This is a genomic window from Bifidobacterium asteroides, assembly GCF_003202695.1.
Classification (GTDB): domain Bacteria; phylum Actinomycetota; class Actinomycetes; order Actinomycetales; family Bifidobacteriaceae; genus Bombiscardovia; species Bombiscardovia asteroides_G.
On the sequence record NZ_QGLL01000006.1, the window covers coordinates 215,971 to 234,032 of the forward strand.

The 18,062-nt window shown below is 61.5% G+C and carries 12 protein-coding genes; 9 read left to right on the plus strand and 3 right to left on the minus strand.

Annotated elements, in window-relative coordinates; genetic code table 11:
- Window positions 1–35: 35 nt before the first annotated feature.
- Entirely contained in the window at window positions 36–2,396 is a 2,361-nt protein-coding gene (locus DKK75_RS02870) for a RelA/SpoT family protein (RefSeq protein WP_258333130.1), read from the plus strand.
- Window positions 2,397–2,549: 153 nt separating this feature from the next.
- On the opposite strand, the gene DKK75_RS02875 is transcribed toward DKK75_RS02870, so the two are convergent.
- The gene (locus DKK75_RS02875; protein ID WP_110451957.1) at window positions 2,550–4,121 is read right to left on the minus strand and encodes a DUF349 domain-containing protein; all 1,572 of its coding nucleotides are present in this window, start codon (window positions 4,119–4,121) and stop codon (window positions 2,550–2,552) included.
- An 82-nt stretch (window positions 4,122–4,203) separates the two neighbouring features.
- On the opposite strand from DKK75_RS02875, the gene hisS reads away from it, so the two are divergent.
- The 7 genes from hisS to DKK75_RS02910 all read left to right on the plus strand — a co-directional run bounded on the left by hisS (window position 4,204) and on the right by DKK75_RS02910 (window position 13,882).
- A complete protein-coding gene (gene hisS, locus DKK75_RS02880; RefSeq protein WP_110451958.1) occupies window positions 4,204–5,589 on the plus strand; it encodes a histidine--tRNA ligase in 1,386 nt (461 codons plus the stop codon).
- Window positions 5,590–5,628: 39 nt separating this feature from the next.
- Window positions 5,629–7,431, plus strand: a complete 1,803-nt coding sequence (gene aspS, locus DKK75_RS02885) for an aspartate--tRNA ligase (RefSeq protein ID WP_110451959.1) — start codon at window positions 5,629–5,631, stop codon at window positions 7,429–7,431.
- Window positions 7,432–7,613: 182 nt separating this feature from the next.
- On the plus strand, window positions 7,614–8,429 hold the full coding sequence (locus DKK75_RS02890; RefSeq protein ID WP_309146207.1) for an amino acid ABC transporter ATP-binding protein: 816 nt from the start codon (window positions 7,614–7,616) through the stop codon (window positions 8,427–8,429).
- Window positions 8,430–8,487: 58 nt separating this feature from the next.
- Window positions 8,488–9,303, plus strand: coding sequence for a glutamate ABC transporter substrate-binding protein (locus tag DKK75_RS02895; RefSeq protein ID WP_375314996.1), 816 nt, complete (start codon window positions 8,488–8,490; stop codon window positions 9,301–9,303).
- Between the two features lies 1 nt (window position 9,304).
- Window positions 9,305–9,982, plus strand: coding sequence for an amino acid ABC transporter permease (locus tag DKK75_RS02900; protein WP_110451961.1), 678 nt, complete (start codon window positions 9,305–9,307; stop codon window positions 9,980–9,982).
- A 6-nt stretch (window positions 9,983–9,988) separates the two neighbouring features.
- A complete protein-coding gene (locus tag DKK75_RS02905; RefSeq protein ID WP_110451962.1) occupies window positions 9,989–11,182 on the plus strand; it encodes an amino acid ABC transporter permease in 1,194 nt (397 codons plus the stop codon).
- 96 nt (window positions 11,183–11,278) lie between these two features.
- Entirely contained in the window at window positions 11,279–13,882 is a 2,604-nt protein-coding gene (locus DKK75_RS02910; protein ID WP_110452286.1) for a DEAD/DEAH box helicase, read from the plus strand.
- Window positions 13,883–13,892: 10 nt separating this feature from the next.
- Here the strand turns inward: DKK75_RS02910 and DKK75_RS02915 are convergent, their stop codons facing one another.
- Window positions 13,893–14,618 (minus strand): amino acid ABC transporter ATP-binding protein, encoded by a 726-nt coding sequence (locus DKK75_RS02915; protein ID WP_146208610.1) that lies wholly within the window; start codon window positions 14,616–14,618, stop codon window positions 13,893–13,895.
- 86 nt (window positions 14,619–14,704) lie between these two features.
- Window positions 14,705–16,219 carry an amino acid ABC transporter substrate-binding protein/permease gene (locus tag DKK75_RS02920; protein WP_181414432.1) on the minus strand — a complete coding sequence of 505 codons (1,515 nt, stop codon included), beginning with the start codon at window positions 16,217–16,219 and terminating at the stop codon, window positions 14,705–14,707.
- Window positions 16,220–16,486: 267 nt separating this feature from the next.
- Between DKK75_RS02920 and DKK75_RS02925 the strand changes: the two genes are divergently transcribed.
- Window positions 16,487–17,881 carry a replication-associated recombination protein A gene (locus tag DKK75_RS02925; protein WP_110451964.1) on the plus strand — a complete coding sequence of 465 codons (1,395 nt, stop codon included), beginning with the start codon at window positions 16,487–16,489 and terminating at the stop codon, window positions 17,879–17,881.
- Window positions 17,882–18,062: the final 181 nt, after the last annotated feature.

Sequence of the window (18,062 nt, forward strand, 5' to 3'; positions counted from 1 at the left end):
GGATTGGTGCATTATATAGGGCATTGGAGGTTTGAATGGTCACTCCGGAAGGTAGCGTCTGCAGCAATGATGTCGACGAGCAGGCTCCTTCCGGCCTGTCCTCCAGAGCATTGGGCTGCGAGATCAGCGGTGATCCGATCAACCCCCTGATGCCCATCCGGGAGATCTGCGCCGCCCACCATCCTGGCGAGAATCTATCAATGCTTCAGCGCGCCTATGACCGGGCAGTTGTCCAGCATGCCGATCAAAGGCGCAAGTCCGGCGAGCCCTACATTATTCATCCGCTGGCAGTGGCTCAGATTCTGGCCGACCTAGGCATGGGGCCCACGGTGGTCTCGGCTGGTCTGCTGCATGATACCGTGGAGGATACCGACTACACCCTGGAACAGTGTCGCGATGAGTTCGGCGACACCGTTGCAGGCCTGGTGGACGGGGTCACCAAGATATCCAAAATGGACTACGGCGATTCGGCCCAGGCCGAGACCATTCGCAAGATGATCGTGGCCATGAGCCGGGATGTGCGTGTCCTGGTGGTCAAACTGGCCGACAGGGTCCACAACGCCCGCACCTGGCGCTACGTCAAGACTTCATCAGCCCAGCGCAAGGCCCGTGAGACACTGGACGTCTATGCGCCCCTTGCCAACCGTCTGGGCATGAATGCCATCAAGACCGAGCTGGAAGAGCTCAGCTTCAAGACCCTCTATCCCAAAATCTACAACGAGATCGTGGTTCTGGTATCCCGTAGGGCGGGCCAGCGGGAGGTCTATCTGAAGCAGATCCTGGACGAGATCCACGAGGATCTGGATGCCCAGGGCATCAAGGCCCAGGTGACCGGACGGCCCAAGGACTACTTCAGCATCTACCAGAAAATGATCGTGCGCGGACACGATTTCGCCAACATCTACGATCTGGTAGGTGTGCGCATCATTGTGGACACCATCCGTGACTGTTATGCGGCTCTGGGAGCCGTCCATGCCCGTTGGAGCCCTGTGCCTGGGCGGTTCAAGGACTACATCGCCATGCCCAAGACCAACCGCTACCAGTCCCTGCACACCACGGTGGTGGGCCCGGGCGGCAAGCCGGTCGAAATTCAGATACGCACCTGGCAGATGCACCGTCGGGCCGAATTCGGCATCGCCGCCCATTGGAAGTACAAGGAGAACGGTTCCGCAGGCCGCGAGCTTTCTCGGCCGGACAAGTCCGATGTCAAGCGTGAGCGCCAGGAGGGGGAGCTGAGCCAGGAGGACAACCTGACTTGGATCCAGCAGCTGGCTGACTGGACCAGCGAGACCCCGGACTCCAACGAGTTCCTGGGCTCTCTCAAGGACGACCTGGGTTCGGCGGAGGTTTACGTGTTCACGCCCAAGGGCAAGATCATCTCCCTGCCGGCCGATTCCACCCCCGTGGACTTCGCCTATGCCGTTCATACTGAGGTGGGTCACAGAACCATGGGCGCCCGGGTCAACGGCCGTCTGGTCCCCTTGGATACCAAGCTGCGCAACGGGGATACGGTAGAGATTCTGACCAGCAAATCCGACACCGATGGGCCCTCGCGCGACTGGCTCAGCTTCGCCAAAAGTCCCCGCGCCCGCAGCAAGATTCGTCAGTGGTTCAGCAAGGAACGGCGTTCGGAGACCATCGAGGAGGGCAAGGACGAACTTGTTCGCGCCATGCGCAAGCGGAACCTGCCCGTGGCGACCCTGCTGACTCCCGAAGCTATGGTGGGAGCCGCCGACGAGCTTAACTATCCCAATGAGAAGGCGGTCTACGCCGCAATTGGCGACGGGCAGGTCTCCACCCAGAACGTGATTTCACGGTTGGTCCATGACGCCGGTCGGTCAGCCCTCGAGGACGAAGTTGAGCAGGAGGCCATCCCCCTGCAGCGGGTCACCAAGGCCAGTCGGCAAGAGGCCTCCCAGGGGATTTCAGTCAAGGGAGTGGACGATGTCTGGGTCAAGCTGGCCCGTTGCTGCACCCCGGTGCCGGGAGACCCCATTACCGGGTTCATCACCCGCAACCAAGGCGTTTCGGTGCATCGGTCCGATTGCCAGAACCTCCTGGACCTGCGCAGGAAGCAGCCCGAACGGATCATCGAGGTTTCATGGACTGGCAAACAGGGCACCTTCATGGTCCAGATTCAGGTGGAGGCCCTGGACCGGCCCCATCTGCTCTCGGACATCACCCAGGTGCTGTCCGACCATGGCGTCAATATCCTGTCGGGAAGCCAGTCCACAGGCCGGGACCGGGTGGCGGTCAGTCAGTTCGTCTTTGAAATGGGCGACCCCCAACACCTGAACACGCTCCTGTCGGCCGTCAGGAAGATCGACGGGGTCTTTGATGCCTACCGACTGACCGGAGCCAAGGGTTCGACCAGTCCCCATATGCGGTCCATCTGACCTTCCCCGATATGTTTACTTATCCGACCATTCTTTCGATTTGATCGCTTGCTCTTTTCCCTGAAAACCTGCTGGACCGCAGCCTGATGGATGGCTATAGAGAACCCCGGTGGTCAATGTCCAAGCCGGGGGTCCACAGGAAAACAGGCGCGATTAGCGCACGGCGTTCATCCACTGCTCCTTGGTGGCCTTCTCAGCTTCCAGCTCCTGCTTCTTGGTCGGATCCTGCTCGGCGGCAATCTGCCGGTCCAGGTCCTGAAGCTGGGCAGCCAGCTGCTGTTCGAAGCTGGAGACGCGGGCATCGGCCTCGGGGTCGGACTGGTTCCATGCTGCATCCTCCACGGCCTTGATCTGCCGATCCACGGCATCCATTCTGCCCTCGATCCGGCGCACGTCGTCACGGGGGACAAAGCCGATGCCGTCCCATTCCTCCTGGATCCTGGCCAGTTCCTGCCGTGCCTGCTTGGCAGCCTGGGCATCCTTGACGGGCAGCAGGGCCTCGGCCTTGGCAACCAGGGCTTCCTTCTTGGTCAGGTTCTCGCGTTCGTTGACCGAGGTTTTATCCCGATCTGCCTGACGGGCGTTGAAGAAGACATCCGCTGCCTGACGGAACCGAGCCCAGAGGGCGTCGTCATCCTGACGCCCCGCCCGTCCGGACTGCTTCCAGCGGTCCATAAGCTCGTTGAACTGATGGGAGGTGGGTCCCCAATCGGTGGAGTCCTTGATCTGGTCGGCCTCGGCGATGATCTCTTCCTTGACGCGCCTGGTCTCGGCTCGCTGGGCATCACGCTGCTGGGCCCACTTGCGTTGTGCCTGTTTGAATGTGGTGCGTGCGGAGGAGAAGCGCTTCCAGAGTGCGTCCGCATCCGCCTTGTCAATACGGATGGTGGTGCGCTGGTGTTGCTGCCATTGCTCGAAGAGGGAACGGAACTTGTCCGCTGTGGAACGCCAGTTGGTGGAGTCGCCCAGGGATGCGGCAAGCGCTTCGGCCTTCTCCACGATGGCGGTTCTCTCCTTGATGGCCTTGGCCATGGCATCCTTGCGCGCCTGTGCCAGCTCGTCCTTGCGCGCCTGCCCCTGCTCGGCCAGCTGATCCAGCTGTGCATGCAGAGCGGCGAGGTCTCCGACGGCCTCAGGCTGGCTGGTCTCATTTTTGAGCGAGGCTATGGATTCGTCGATCTCTCGGGCCTTGATCTTGGGGCTACGCAGCCTGGATGCGAAGATGTTCAGTTTCTCCTTGAGGTCCAAGTACCGACGGACGTAGAGGTCCAGGGCCTCCTTGGCGTCAGCGTTGGGGAACTGACCGACCTGACGCTCCTGGTCGTCCTCGCGTACGAAGACGTTGCCCTGCTCATCCACCCGGCCGAAGGATTCAGCCTTGTCGATCTCCTCCTGGCTGTAGGCGGGAGCTGCAGGAGCGGCCTTGACACGAGGGGCCTTGTGCGCCAGAGCCGCAGGGGAGGGGATTGCAGTGGGTTTTGGCGGCTTTGGCGCAGCTGGTGCTGGTACAGGCGCTGGCGCTTCAGCTGCCGCAGGCTGGGGCTCAGCCGGTTCCTGTACGCTCTGGGTTGATGTGTCTGCAGCGGGAGCGGTCTGTCCTGGGGTTGCCTGTCCCTGCCTGGCTTCAGGCGCCGTCGCAGCGGCGACCTTGCCTGCTGCATCCGCGGTGTGCTCCTCCTGCGGTGTCGAGGTGTTCTCGGGTGTGATGGCGGTGTTGTCGGCCATGGCCAGCTCCTTAGGCTTGTGTTGGAGAGATCGCAAAATATGGCGGTACCATTTTCCTTGACCTCCTATAGTATAGGTTCTTATGGCAAAAGGCACATCTCTATCCGGTTTCCCTGAATGGCTTCCTTCGCAAAGAGTTGTGGAGCAGCGCATCATTGATACGCTCCGTAAGGTCTTCGAATTGAACGGCTACATCGGCATTGAGACCAGGGCAGTGGAAGCGGGTTCCAGCCTGCTCAAGAAAGGAGAGACCAGCAAGGAGATCTACTTGCTCTCCCGTCTTCAGGATCTGGGTCAGGAAAAGGATGTGCCAGTAGATCGTCGGCTGGGCTTGCATTTTGACTTGACCGTGCCGCTGAGCCGCTATGTAGTGGAGCATAGCAACGATTTGACCTTCCCCTTCAAGCGCTGGCAGATTCAGAAGGTCTGGCGAGGGGAGCGCCCCCAGGAGGGACGGTTCAGGGAGTTCGTCCAGGCTGATATTGATGTGATAGGCAACGGGGAACTGCCCGACCACTATGAAGTCGACGTGCCCCTGGTCATGCTGGGCGCCCTGGAGGAGCTGAGGGCCTTCGGCCTGCCCAAGCCTACTGTGCACGCCAACAATCGCAAGCTTTCCGAGGGATTCTACCGAGGTCTGGGTCTGGAGGACGTCGAGGACGTCCTGCGCGAGATCGACAAGCTGGACAAGATTGGGCCTGCCGAGGTGGCCAGCCTGCTGGTGAGTGAATGCGGCGCCAATGAGGACCAGGCCAGGGCCTGCCTGGATTTGGCCGAGCTCACCGCCGACGATGGCAAGCAGCTGCGCCAGCGGTTCGATGCCCTGGTCGACAAGGTGGGCATCGACAAGCAGTCTCCTGCTTACACTTTGGCCATCGAGGGGCTGGAGACGCTGGCCATGATCATCGACGAGGCCGCCCGCATCCGTCCAGGCTCGGTCATTGCCGATCTGAAAATTGCCCGCGGTTTGGACTACTACACCGGCTCGGTCTACGAGACTTTCTTGGAGGGGGCGCAGTCCTTGGGCTCCATCTGCTCCGGCGGCCGCTATGACAACCTGGCCAGCCAGGGCAACCGCACCTATCCCGGTGTGGGGCTGTCCATCGGGCTTTCACGCCTGCTCTCCTACCTGCTGGCTCAAGGGGTTCAGGCCTCCCGAGTCTCCCCGGCGGCGGTTATGATCGCTGTCTGGGACGAGGAGGACCGCACGCTCAGCAATCACATCGCCCAGGACCTGCGTGCCCGGGGGATCGCCGCTGACGTGGCTCCCACCGCGGCCAAGATCGGCAAGCAGATCCGCTATGCCGACCACCTGGGCATCCCCTATGTCTGGTTCCCGGCCAAGGAGGGCCAGCAGGAGGGCGACCAGGTCAAGAACATCATTACCGGCGAGCAGATTCCGGCTGACCTGGTGTCGTGGACGCCGGATAGCCTGTATGCCCGGCAGAGTGTGGAATATCAGGCCTGACGCAGGGGCAGGCCGAGCATTATGGAGGTACAGGAAAGCATGGGCCAGTCGGCTTACAGAACGAGCTACGCCACGGACGTCACTGAAGATATGGTCGGCCGCCAGGTGACGGTGGCAGGGTGGGTGGATCGCCGCCGGGATCATGGAGGCGTGGCCTTCATCGACCTGCGTGATCGCTCCGGTCTAGTGCAGATCGTCATCTACGACGAGGAAGAGGCCCGTCCTCTGCGCAGCGAATACGTGATCCAAGTCACTGGCAATGTCCGCGAACGTCCCGAGGGCAATGACAACGAGCATCTGTCCACCGGGCACATCGAGATTGTGGCCGACAAGATCGAGGTGCTGGCTAGGTCGGCTGCCCTGCCTTTCCAGGTGTCCACGGCCCTGGAGAACGAGGCTGAGAACAAGCTGCCAGGCGAGGATGTGCGGCTGCGCTACCGCTATCTGGATCTGCGTCGCCCCTCCATGCAGCGCAACATCCGTTTGCGGGCCGCCATGAACAGGGCCGCCCGCGCTGCCCTGGACAAGATGGACTTCTGCGAGATCGAAACGCCGACCCTGATAAAGTCCACCCCTGAAGGCGCTCGCGACTTCCTGGTGCCGGCCCGCCTGGTGCCCGGTTCCTGGTATGCCCTGCCGCAGTCCCCCCAGTTGCTCAAGCAGCTGCTGATGGTGGGCGGCTTCGAGCGTTACTACCAGATCGCCCGCTGCTACCGTGACGAGGACTTTCGGGCCGACAGACAGCCCGAGTTCACCCAGCTTGACATTGAGATGAGCTTCGCCTCCCAAGAAGACGTCATGGCTATGGCTGAGCAGGTCATTGCCAATGTCTGGAAGGCTGCCGGATTCGAGGTCACTCTGCCTATTGCCAGGATCAGCTGGCAGGAGGCCATGGATAAATACGGCTCCGACAAGCCTGACCTGCGCTTTGGCAACCCCATAGTCGAGCTGACCGAGTACTTCAAGGACACCCCATTCCGGGTCTTCCAGGCTCCCTACGTGGGTGCGGTGGTCTACCAGGGTGCAGCCAACCTGCCCCGCAGACAGTTCGATGCCTGGCAGGAGTGGGCCCGCCAGCGGGGTGCCAAGGGTCTGGCATACGTCCAGTTTACCGGCGACGGCACCCTCAAGGGTCCGGTGGCCAAGAACCTGTCCGATGCCGAGCGCCAGGGCCTCAAAGAGGCTGTGGGCGCATCGGATGGCGATGCCGTCTTCTTTGCAGCCGGACCTCGCGAGGCCTCGCAGACCCTGCTGGGTGCAGCCCGTGTAGAGATCGCCCGCCGCCAGGGGCTGCTCAAGTCTGACGAATTCGCCTTGACCTGGGTGGTGGACTTCCCGCTTTTCAAGCCTACCGACGACCCGGACGACGACGATGTCGCCGTTGGCCATTCCAAGTGGACCTCCATGCATCACCCCTTCACCATGCCCTCGGCTGACTGGATCGATCGCTTCGACAAGGATCCTGAGCACGCCATGAGCGACTCCTACGACATCGTCTGCAATGGCGAGGAGATTGGCGGCGGCTCGGTGCGTATCCATCGCGATGACATTCAAGACCGGGTCTTCAAGGTGCTGGGCATCGGTCCCGAGGAGGCGCAGGAGAAGTTCGGCTTCCTGCTGGAGGCCTTCAAGTATGGCGCTCCGCCCCACGCAGGCATTGCCTTTGGCTGGGACAGGACCGCACAGATCCTGACGGGTGCGGACTCCATTCGCGATGTCATCGCCTTCCCCAAGTCCGGTGGCGGACAGGATCCCATGACCGGGGCTCCGGCACCCATCTCCGACCAGCAACGCGCCGAGACCGGTGTGGACTGGGAGCCGGATCAGGAGGATGCTGACTGAGCGCTTCCGCCACTGATCGACGGGAGTATAAGAGGGCTGGAATCCTGCGGGGTTCCAGTTCTTGGTTTTATGACCTTTTATACCCTGACCAGTCAATCGTGCGGGCTTGGTCAAGGACTCCGCTTTCCAATATGACTGTTTCTATGGCCGTTCCGCAACAAAGGGTGAGTAAACTGCCCACTATGAGCGAAACAACCAAACAGCCGTCTGAGCGGATTCTGCCGGAGAAACCGGTCTCGGACCGCCCTGCCGAGGACAAGTCCGGGCCGCTGGTCGAGCTGGCCCACGTCGAGAAGCATTTCGGCAGCCTGCATGTCCTTAAGGACATCAACCTGCAGGTTGACACCGGCGAGGTGCTGGTGGTGGTCGGACCTTCAGGCTCCGGCAAGTCCACCATGTGCCGGACCATCAATCGTCTGGAGTCCATCGACTCGGGTGTCATCAGGATCGAGGGGGAGCCCCTGCCCCAGGAGGGGCGCGACCTGGCTCGGCTCAGGGCCGAGGTGGGCATGGTCTTCCAGTCCTTCAACCTGTTCGCCAACAAGACCATCCTGGAGAACATGACCCTGGCGCCCATCAAGGTGCGCCACATGCCCAAGAAGGATGCCGAGGACATGGCCATGGATCTCCTGGCTCGGGTAGGCGTGGAATCCCAGGCCTCCAAGATGCCCTCGCAGCTCTCCGGCGGCCAGCAGCAGCGTGTGGCCATAGCCCGCGCTCTGGCCATGCAGCCTAAGATCATGCTCTTCGACGAGCCCACATCGGCACTGGATCCTGAGATGGTCAACGAGGTGCTGGACGTCATGATCCAGCTGGCTCAGGAGGGCATGACCATGATCTGCGTGACCCATGAGATGGGCTTTGCTCGTCAGGCCGCCGACCATATCGTCTTTATGGCCGATGGGCGGATCCTGGAAAAGGACGACCCCGACGACTTCTTCGACCACCCCAAGACCCAGCGGGCCGCCGACTTCCTGTCCAAAATTCTGACCCACTGAAGCAGGAGGGAAGCATATCCGTATGAATGCAAGTATGCATGGCATGGGCCGGCCGCTGATGCGGCTGGCCAGGAATCTGGCCGCGATCCTGTGCGCTCTGGGTTGCCTGGTCTCTCTGGCGGCCTGCGGCTCCGACAAGGAGGCAGGCAAGATCCGGGTGGGCATCAAGTTCGACCAGCCTGGTCTGGGCTTCAAGAAGGCCGGGACCTATGTGGGCTTCGACGTGGATGTGGCCACCTACATCGCTGACAAGCTGGGTTACAGTCCCGATGACATCGTCTGGAAGGAGGCCCCCTCCAAACAGCGGGAGGCCATGCTCCAGAACGGCGACGTGGACATGATCCTGGCATCCTATTCCATAACCGATGAGCGCAAGCGGGCCGTCTCCTTCGCCGGACCATACATCGTGGCGGGCCAGGATCTGCTAGTGCGTAAGGAGGATCATCAGATCCGAGGTCCCGAGGATCTCAACGGCAAGCGGCTGTGTTCGGTGACCGGATCCACTTCGGCTGTCACGGTCAAGAAGCGGTTTGCCAAGGAGGTCCAGCTGATGGAGCAGCCGGGCTACGCCGAATGCGCCACAGCCCTCTTCTCCGGCATCGTCGATGCGGTCACCACTGACGACATCATTCTGGCTGGACTGGCCTCCGCCTCCCGTGGAAGGCTGCGGCTGGTGGGTAAGCCCTTCACTCAGGAATACTACGGAGTAGGCGTCAAGAAGGGCAACACCAAGCTGGCCCATAAGATCAACGCGGCCCTGGCTGAAATGGAGGCCAACGGCTCCTGGCAGCGGGCGCTCGAGAACAACACTCGGGGCACCCACTACAAACCCGACCCCCGCTTCAACCCGCCCAAGCCCACGGAAGGAGAGTGAGATGTCAACCATTCTCGAACTGTTCACCGACTATGACATCCCGGCAGCCTTCTGGGTCAACATCCAGCTGACCCTCTGGTCGGCCCTCTTCTCACTGATTCTGGGCATCATCCTGGTGATCATGCGGATCTCGCCCATTTCCTCTCTGCGGGCGGTCGGTCGCGGGTATGTGGAGTTCTTTCAGAACATGCCACTGACCATCATCATGGTCTTCATGGTCCTGGGGGCCTTCGCTCAGCTCAAGATCAGCTTTTCGCCGGAATTCTCCGTCAACTTCTTCTGGCTGGCGGTGACGGGCCTGTCCCTGTATACAGCAGCCTTCGTCTGCGAATCCCTGCGTTCCGGCATCAACACGGTGCCTCTAGGCCAGGCCGAGGCGGCCCGCGCTCTGGGGCTGAGCTTCTTCCAGTCGGCCTCGCAGATCATTCTGCCCCAGGCTTTCCGTGGGTCGGTGGCGCCTCTGGGCAACACTTTCATCGCCCTGCTGAAGAACTCCACCGTGGCTGCAGCAGCCTCTGTGGCCTCCGAGAGCTCCTCCCTGATGAGCGAGATGATCGAGTTTCACGCCAACGCCATCGTAGCCATCTTCCTGATCTTCGCCCTGGGCTACGTAATTCTGGTTCTGCCCATCGGGGCTTTGACCACATACCTGTCCAACAAGCTGGCAGTGAGGAGGTGAGCGGCTATGGCACAGGACAATGAGAGCTCGCTGCTCTTCGATCAACCCGGTCCCAAGGGCCGGCGCACCATACGAATTGTCAACTGGATAGCTGCCATCATCTTCGCCATAGTCGTCATTCTGGTGCTGATGAGGCTGCACAACCCTCCTGATGGCGAGAACCAGCTCAGTTGGGAGCTTTGGCGGCCGGCCCTGGACTACGAAGCCTGGTCGGACTTCTATCTGCCCGGACTTTGGCTGACCATCAAGGCTTCGGTGGTTGCTGTGATCGGCTCAGTCATCTTTGGATTCGTCTTCGGCCTTGGCCGTCTGTTGCCCAATGGGCTGGTAAGAGCCGTGTCAGGCATTATTGTGGAGTTCTGCCGGGCCGTCCCAGTGCTGATGATGATGATCTTCTTCTGGCGCTGGTTCGCCTTCGCGGGAGTCAGCCAGGCCTCATACTGGGCCGTCGTGCTGGGCCTGATCCTCTACAACGGCTCCGTGGTAGCCGAACTGATCCGTTCGGGCGTGGGCAACCTGCCCAACGGCCAGCGTGAGGCCTCCCTGGCCTTGGGGCTGACCAGGACGCAGTCACTGATGCAGATCGAAGTTCCGCAGGCCGTATACGCCATGCTGCCGGCGGCCGTAACCCAGTTGGTCGTAGTCCTCAAGGATACGGCGTTGGGCTCCATCATCATGTACACGGATCTGTTGCAGGAATCCCGTCGTCTGGGTTCCATGTACTTCAACATCCTGCAGACCCTGGTGGTAGCCTCGGTGGTCTACTTCTTCGTCTGCTTCCTGCTGTCGCACTTCGCCCGCTGGCTGCCCAAGAAGATGCAGGAGCGCACCGCTGCCCCCGCTGACTTCGTGGAGCCGGCAGCGCCCGTGGCCATCATGGATCCCTCCAATGTCAACCAGATAGCCGTAGCCAAGGAGGTGGACGAGGACCGGTACGGCGGCGCGCCGCTGAAGTACCACGCCCACCACCGCGGATCCAATGCCTCCATCCAGCACTGGAGGAAGACCCGGTACATCCAGGGCTATGACAGGACCCAACCCGACACGCTGGTCGATCCACGCAAGGGGATGGAGATTCCGGACTTCCTCAAACCTGGACGTGGCGGCCGCTCCAGCGGTGGTCAGAAAGCCGAGGGCGAAACCAAGAAAGGCGAGAAGAAGGAAGCCCGGCGCAATAGTGAAAGCAAGAAAAAGGACTGACTAGCCCCTAGCCCCTGTAGCTTGCTTAGATTGGCCCTATGACCCGCAGCTAGCTTCCGGTCGGGCTTGTGTGCCTGGCCGGATAGACTGGTGAACATGGTCCAAGAACATGCTGATCCCTCAACCGCATCAACCGACCAGCCCGCCTCCTTGGGTGATCTGGTCCCCGAGGCGGGAGGCCTCCGCAACCTGACTGAGGATCAGATATACGACCGCTTCTTCTCCTGGGTGGCTTCCCGAGGCATCACCCCCTGGCCGCATCAGGAGGAGGCTGTCCTCTCCCTGGTTTCAGGAGACCATGTTATTCTGTCCACTCCGACCGGGTCGGGCAAGTCCATGGTGGCCCTGGCCATGCACTTCATCGCCCTATGCACCGGGCGGCGCTCCTACTACACGGCCCCCATCAAGGCCCTGGTCTCCGAGAAGTTCTTCGACCTGGTATCGATCCTGGGCCGCGACCGGGTGGGCATGATCACCGGCGACACCCACATCAATACGGATGCCCCGGTCATCTGCTGCACGGCCGAAATCCTGGCCAACCAGGCCTTAAGGGAGGGTCGGCGAGCCGATATCGGCTGCGTGGCCATGGATGAGTTCCACTACTACGGGGATCCGGACCGCGGCTGGGCCTGGCAGGTGCCCCTGCTGACCATGCCCGATGTGCAGTTTCTGCTTATGTCAGCCACCTTGGGCGATGTGGATCAGATTGCCCAGGACCTGGAACGCAAAACCGGGATGGGTGTGGACATCGTCGCCGATGCCCCCCGACCGGTGCCACTGGATTACCGTTACGTGGATACCCCTCTGCCTACGACTGTGGAGTCCTTGCTGGCTGATGGGGATTCGCCGGTCTATATCGTTCATTTCTCCCAGGACGCCGCTCTGGAGACGGCCCAGGCCCTGTCCAGTACGGGGGTCTCTGACCGAGGCCAGCGCGAACGGATCAAGGAGGCTATGACCGGCACCCGCTTCACCACGGCCTTCGGCAGGATTCTGCAGCGGCTGCTGCGCACCGGGGTCGGTGTCCACCATGCAGGTATGCTGCCCCGTTATCGGCGCCTGGTGGAGCAGCTGGCCCAGGATGGTCTTCTACCGGTCATCTGCGGCACGGACACCCTGGGGGTCGGCATCAACGTGCCCATTCACACTGTCCTGCTGACCGGACTGACCAAGTTCGACGGTTACAAGATGCGCCGTCTGCGGGCCCGGGAGTTCCACCAGATTGCAGGCAGGGCCGGGCGCATGGGCTTCGATACCAGCGGACTGGTCGTGGCCGAGGCACCTGAATACGAGATAGAGAACGCCAGGGCCGTGGCCAAGGCGGGCAACGACCCCAAAAAGCTCAAGCGAATCAAACGCAAGAAGCCCCAGGAGGGTTTTGTCACCTGGGGCAAGGGGACCTTCGACAAACTGATCGAAGCACGTCCTGAAACCCTGACGCCGCACCTGAAGATCACTCACGCCATGGTCCTCAACGAGGTCGGCCAAGGCGGGGATGCCAGAAGGCGGGTGGAGGATCTGATCGAGGACTCACGTCAGACTCCGCAGCAGAAGGAGCATCTGCAGGACCGAGCCGACGAAATCTTCCGGACCCTGGCCGATACCGGGGTCATCGAGACGGAAAGGAACCCGGACGGCGGGCTGGACTACTTCACGACCGTGGACCTGCCCGAGGACTTCGCCCTCGATCAGCCTCTTTCTCCCTTCCTTCTAGCTGCCTTGGAACTGCTGGATCCCGAGGACGCTGATTACGATATGAATCTGCTCTCCATGGTCGAGGCCACCCTGGAGGATCCTCGGCAGATACTCAAGGCTCAGCAGCGGCAGGCTCGCGACGCGGCCATCCAGCAGATGAAGGAGGATGGCCTGGAATATGAGGAACGGATGGAGCGACTCCAGGATGTGACCTGGCCCAAGCCTCTGGAGGAGCTGCTGGGGGAGGCCTTCGACCGCTACCGTAGAGATGTTCCCTGGGCCAACGACTATGAGATCCACCCCAAGTCCGTTCTCCGGGACATGATCGAGACGGCCTCGGACTTCAACGGCTACATCGCCCGCTACGGAATCTCCCGGTCGGAGGGGACCCTGCTGCGCTATCTGTCCGATGCTTATCGGGCTCTGAGCAGGACGGTACCGGAAGAGTTCATGGATGAGCGGCTGGAGGACATCCTAGCCTGGCTGGGACTGATTGTGCGCTCGGTCGACTCCAGCTTGGTTGACGAGTGGGAGGCCACAGGCAGAGCCGAAAATGGCGAAGTTCCGAGCGGACTGGATGCCGCCCCGCCCAAGGTGGAGAACCAAGTGGTTGCGGACCGGCGTGGGCTGACTCTGCTCGTACGTAATGCCATGTTCCAGCGGGTGGAGCTGGTTGCTGCTGACCGTCCAGAGGCCCTGGCCGACCTGGATGCGGACTGGGGCTACGGACTTCGACCCTGGAGCGATGCACTGGACGACCTCTACGAGGATCATGAGCAGATCCTGACCGATGGCCAGGCCAGATCCTCGGATTTCTTCAACCTGGACGATCGGGACGAGCGCAAGGGCCACACCTGGCGGGTTCGACAGATCTTTGATGATGTGGAGGGGGAGCGCGACTGGGGCATCGCCGGCATCGTGGATCTGGATTACACCCAGGAGAGCGGCCAGGTGGTCTTCAAGGAATACAGGGTAGGTCCCATCGAGGAGCTGATGGACCTCTAGACCCGAGTCCTTAGAGGACCTTGGAGAGGAAGGACTGCAAACGGGGGCTCTGTGGATGGCTAAAGATCTGCTCGGGCGTGCCTTCCTCTTCGATGATACCGGCATCGGTGAAGATCACCCTGGAGGAGACCTCCCGGGCGAAGGCCATCTCGTGGGTGACCAGAATCATGGTCATGCCGCCCTCGGCCAAGGAACGGATAACCTCAAGCACGTCGCCCACCATCTCCGGATCCAGGGCCGAAGTGGCCTCATCGAAGAGCATGATATCGGGTTGCATGGCCAGTGCCCGGGCGATGGCCACACGCTGCTGCTGACCGCCGGACAGATCCGTGGGCCGCGCATCCGCCTTCTCCTCCAGCCCGACGATCTCCAGTAGGTCCAAAGCCTGCTGTCGGCCATCCTCCTTGGGGGTCTTGTGCAGCATATGGGGGGCCAGCATGATGTTGTCGGCCACGCTCATGTTGGGGAAGAGGTTGAAGTGCTGGAAGACCATGCCCACATGCTCGCGCAGCTTGTCGATGTTGGTCTTTGGATCGGAAACGTCGATTCCATAGACGCTGATCGTGCCCGAGGTCGGCATCTCCAAGGCGTTGATGCAGCGCAGAAGGGTGGACTTGCCCGCGCCCGAGGGGCCGATGATGGAGATGACCTCGCCCGGCTTGACCTCCATGTCGATCCCCTTGAGGACCTCGGTGTCGCCGTAGCGCTTGTGCAGATCGCGGATGGATACGGCCATCTGGGATGTTCCTTGGTTGCGGCGACTTTGGTTCTGGCGGATGCGACGGGTCAGTCGTCCGGTGTCCATGTCCGGGTCCTCGAAGTTCATCGATGCAGCCTCCTATCGAGCATATTGGCCATCCAAGTCAGGGCGCTGATGGCGACGAAGTAGATGACGCCCACCATGAACAGGGTTTCGGTCACGCGGAAGTTGGCCGCGTAGATCTGCTGGGCCTGATAGAGCAGTTCGCCGAAGCCGATGGCCAGCAGCAGGGAGGAGTCCTTGAGCATGATGACCAGCTGGTTGATGATGGAGGGCGTGGCAATTCTGACGGCCTGGGGCAGGATAACCCGGCGCAGAGCCATGCGACGTGTCAGGCCCAGGCTGCGGGCCCCCTCCATCTGCCCGACGTCCACCGACTCGATGGCTCCGCGCACGATCTCCACCAGGTAGGCTCCGGAGTTCAGAGCTAGTGTCAGCGCGCCGGCCAGCCAGATGCTGATGCGATGGCCGATCAGCTGGGGAACGCCTAGGTAGAAGAAGAAGGCCCAGACCAGGACGGGTGTGCCTCTGAAGACCGCCACGTAGATCCGGGCAATCCAGGACAGGATCCGGTTGGGGCTTATCCGCCACAATCCCAGGATGATACCGATGGCCAAGGCGATGACGAAGGATATGGCCGTGATAGTCAGGGTGTTGCGCAGGCCCAGCATCAGGGAGGGGAAGGCCTGGCGGACCAGATCGAAGAATCCTGGCCGGGAGGCGGAGGCCTTCTTGCCGGAATGACCGCTGCCCACATAGGAATCAACCAGCTTTTTATAGCTGCCGTCGGCCTTCATCTTGGCCAGACCCTCGTTGAAGGCGGCCACAAACTCCTGATTCTCCCCCTTGCGGACGGCCGCTCCATAGGAGGCGCCAGGCTCCTTCTTGGTCACGGTCTTCAGCCCGTTGCCCTGGGCGATGCCGTAGGCTAGGACCGGGTAGTCGTCGATGACCGCTTGCGCGTTACCGGACTTGACCATCTCGTACATGGTGGAGGACTGATCCACCGCCTTGACGCTAAATCGGTACTGGGCCGCACGTTGCTTGGCGAAAGCCTCGCCCTCACTGCCCGTTTTGACGGCCACCACGCTGCCTCGCAGATCCTTGTAGCTGTGGATCTGGTCGTTGTCCTTGGCGATGGCCATCTGTACGCCGGAGTCGAAATATGGGTCTGTGAAATCGTAGACCTGCTTGCGCTGGTCGGTAATGGTCATGCCGGCTATGACCGCATCGGCCTGCTGGGAGTTCAAGGCCTGGAGGGCGGCATTGAAGCCCAGGGACTGGATCTGCACCGAGAAGCCTTCAATATCGGCGATCTTGCGGATCAGATCCATGTCGATGCCAACCAGGTTGCCGGACGAGTCGCGGAACTCGAAGGGGGCGAAGGTGGTGTCGGTGGCGATGCGGAAGGTGCGTCCATGGACAGCCTGCGCGGCAGGGGAGTCCTGAGCCGCCTGCGCCGGCGTCGCCATGGGAGCGACGACCAGGACTGAGAGCTCCAGGATCAGGGCCAGCAGGCCGACGGCCCACCTGCCTGGACCCGATGTCCATCCCTGGCGAACATGCTTGGCGATCACTGGCTATTCTCCTTATTGGTCCGACCTGTGCCGGTCCCGTTTTTCAGGCGGCAGGCCTTGCTGCCGCCCATGGCCTACCTGAAGATATCCAGGCTAACGACCAGTAAACTGTACACATACCGTGCTTCAGGAACCCAACTACGCGCTGGGCGATATGGCGATATGGCTTCCCAGTCTAGCGCGTTCATCTTTCTGATTGCGGCAGATGCAGGCCTATGCTGGTGGGGGCGGGGAGCTATAGGGACCCCGAGGAATGAGGTATTGCAGATGGTTGAAGATCTCTTCCAAGCGGCGGATCCCCCCGAGGAGCATACCCTGCCTCTGGCGGTCAGGATGCGGCCCGGAAGCCTGGACGAGGTGGTCGGTCAGGATAAGGTCACGGCTCCTGGAACCCCTTTGGAGCGGCTGGCCCGGTCAGATCCGAACAACCGACTCACAGCTCCTAGCTCGGTCATTCTTTTTGGTCCCCCTGGGGTGGGCAAGACCACCCTGGCCTACATCGTGGCTCGACAGTCCGGGCGGCATTTCGAGGAGCTTTCGGCCGTCACCTCTGGGGTCAAGGAGGTGCGACAGGTCCTCGCCCAGGCTCGGGAGCGGCTGGTCAGCCAGGGGCAGGAGACGGTTCTCTTCATCGATGAGGTCCACCGCTTTTCCAAGTCCCAGCAGGACGCCCTGCTGCCCAGCGTAGAGAACAGGGATGTGACTTTTATTGCAGCCACCACGGAGAATCCCAGCTTTTCGGTAATTGCGCCCCTGCTTTCGCGTTCCGTGGTGGTCAAGTTGGAGGCCTTGGACGACCAGGACCTGACCACTCTGGTCAGTAGAGCCGTCAAGGACCAGCGCGGGCTCAAGGACCAGGTGCGGCTGGACCCTCAGGCCCTGGACCAAATTGTGCGTTTTTCCGGGGGAGACGCCCGCCGGGCCCTGACCATTCTGGAGGCTGCGGCCGGTGCCGTCACCGAGGACGGACCTCGTGCCAAGGGGGCGCGTCGCCCGCTGATCAATGCCAAGGTGGTCTCCTCGGTCATGGACGTGGCCGCTGTCCGCTATGACAAGAAGGGCGACGATCACTATGATGTGGCTTCAGCCTTCATCAAATCCATGAGGGGTTCCGATGTGGATGCTGCCCTGCACTACCTGGCTCGGATGATCCGGGCGGGAGAGGACCCGCGCTTCATCGCTCGACGAATCATGATCGCCTCCGCCGAGGAGGTGGGCATGGCCGCTCCGCAGGTGCTGCAGATCACGGTCGCAGCTGCTCAGGCCGTAGCGATGGTCGGCATGCCAGAGGCCCGGCTGATCCTGGCCGAGGCAGTCATCGCCGTGGCCACCGCACCCAAGTCCAACGCCTCCTATCTGGCTATCAACCAGGCCCTGGAAGACGTGGATGCCGGGCATATCGGCCAGGTTCCCCTGCACCTGCGCAATGCTCCCACCAAGCTGATGAAGGCCTGGGGCAACCATGAGGGCTATCAGTATGCGCATGATGCGCCGGATGCAGTGGCGCCCCAGCAGTATATGCCCGACGAACTGGTCGGACGGCGTTACTACCACCCCAATGATCGGGGCTATGAGCGTCAATTGGTTCCCCGACTGGAGGCCATCAGAGCCATCTTGGACAGGGCTGTCAAGTCGAAGGGAAACGCCGGGTCTGGGCAATGATCGCCGAGGCTCCTATACTGGACACCCAATAGACGTTGTATAGCCACACAATGACCGAAACGCCGTAGGGTCCAGACTTTCCGCATTGACGGTCGTCACGCTCCCACAAGGAGTCTGTCGCCGTCGGCAGGTCTGACATGGACGCATGGGGTCCGCCTCATGCACGGGCGCGAAGGTGACG

Bases quoted from the DNA above. Each gene is read 5' to 3' on its own strand.
- DKK75_RS02870 (WP_258333130.1), top strand. From the start codon at position 36: ATGGTCACTCCGGAAGGTAGCGTCTGCAGCAATGATGTCGACGAGCAG.
- DKK75_RS02875 (WP_110451957.1), bottom strand. From the start codon at position 4,121: ATGGCCGACAACACCGCCATCACACCCGAGAACACCTCGACACCGCAG.
- hisS (WP_110451958.1), top strand. From the start codon at position 4,204: ATGGCAAAAGGCACATCTCTATCCGGTTTCCCTGAATGGCTTCCTTCG.
- aspS (WP_110451959.1), top strand. From the start codon at position 5,629: ATGGGCCAGTCGGCTTACAGAACGAGCTACGCCACGGACGTCACTGAA.
- DKK75_RS02890 (WP_309146207.1), top strand. From the start codon at position 7,614: ATGAGCGAAACAACCAAACAGCCGTCTGAGCGGATTCTGCCGGAGAAA.
- DKK75_RS02895 (WP_375314996.1), top strand. From the start codon at position 8,488: ATGCGGCTGGCCAGGAATCTGGCCGCGATCCTGTGCGCTCTGGGTTGC.
- DKK75_RS02900 (WP_110451961.1), top strand. From the start codon at position 9,305: ATGTCAACCATTCTCGAACTGTTCACCGACTATGACATCCCGGCAGCC.
- DKK75_RS02905 (WP_110451962.1), top strand. From the start codon at position 9,989: ATGGCACAGGACAATGAGAGCTCGCTGCTCTTCGATCAACCCGGTCCC.
- DKK75_RS02910 (WP_110452286.1), top strand. From the start codon at position 11,279: ATGGTCCAAGAACATGCTGATCCCTCAACCGCATCAACCGACCAGCCC.
- DKK75_RS02915 (WP_146208610.1), bottom strand. From the start codon at position 14,618: ATGGCCGTATCCATCCGCGATCTGCACAAGCGCTACGGCGACACCGAG.
- DKK75_RS02925 (WP_110451964.1), top strand. From the start codon at position 16,487: ATGGTTGAAGATCTCTTCCAAGCGGCGGATCCCCCCGAGGAGCATACC.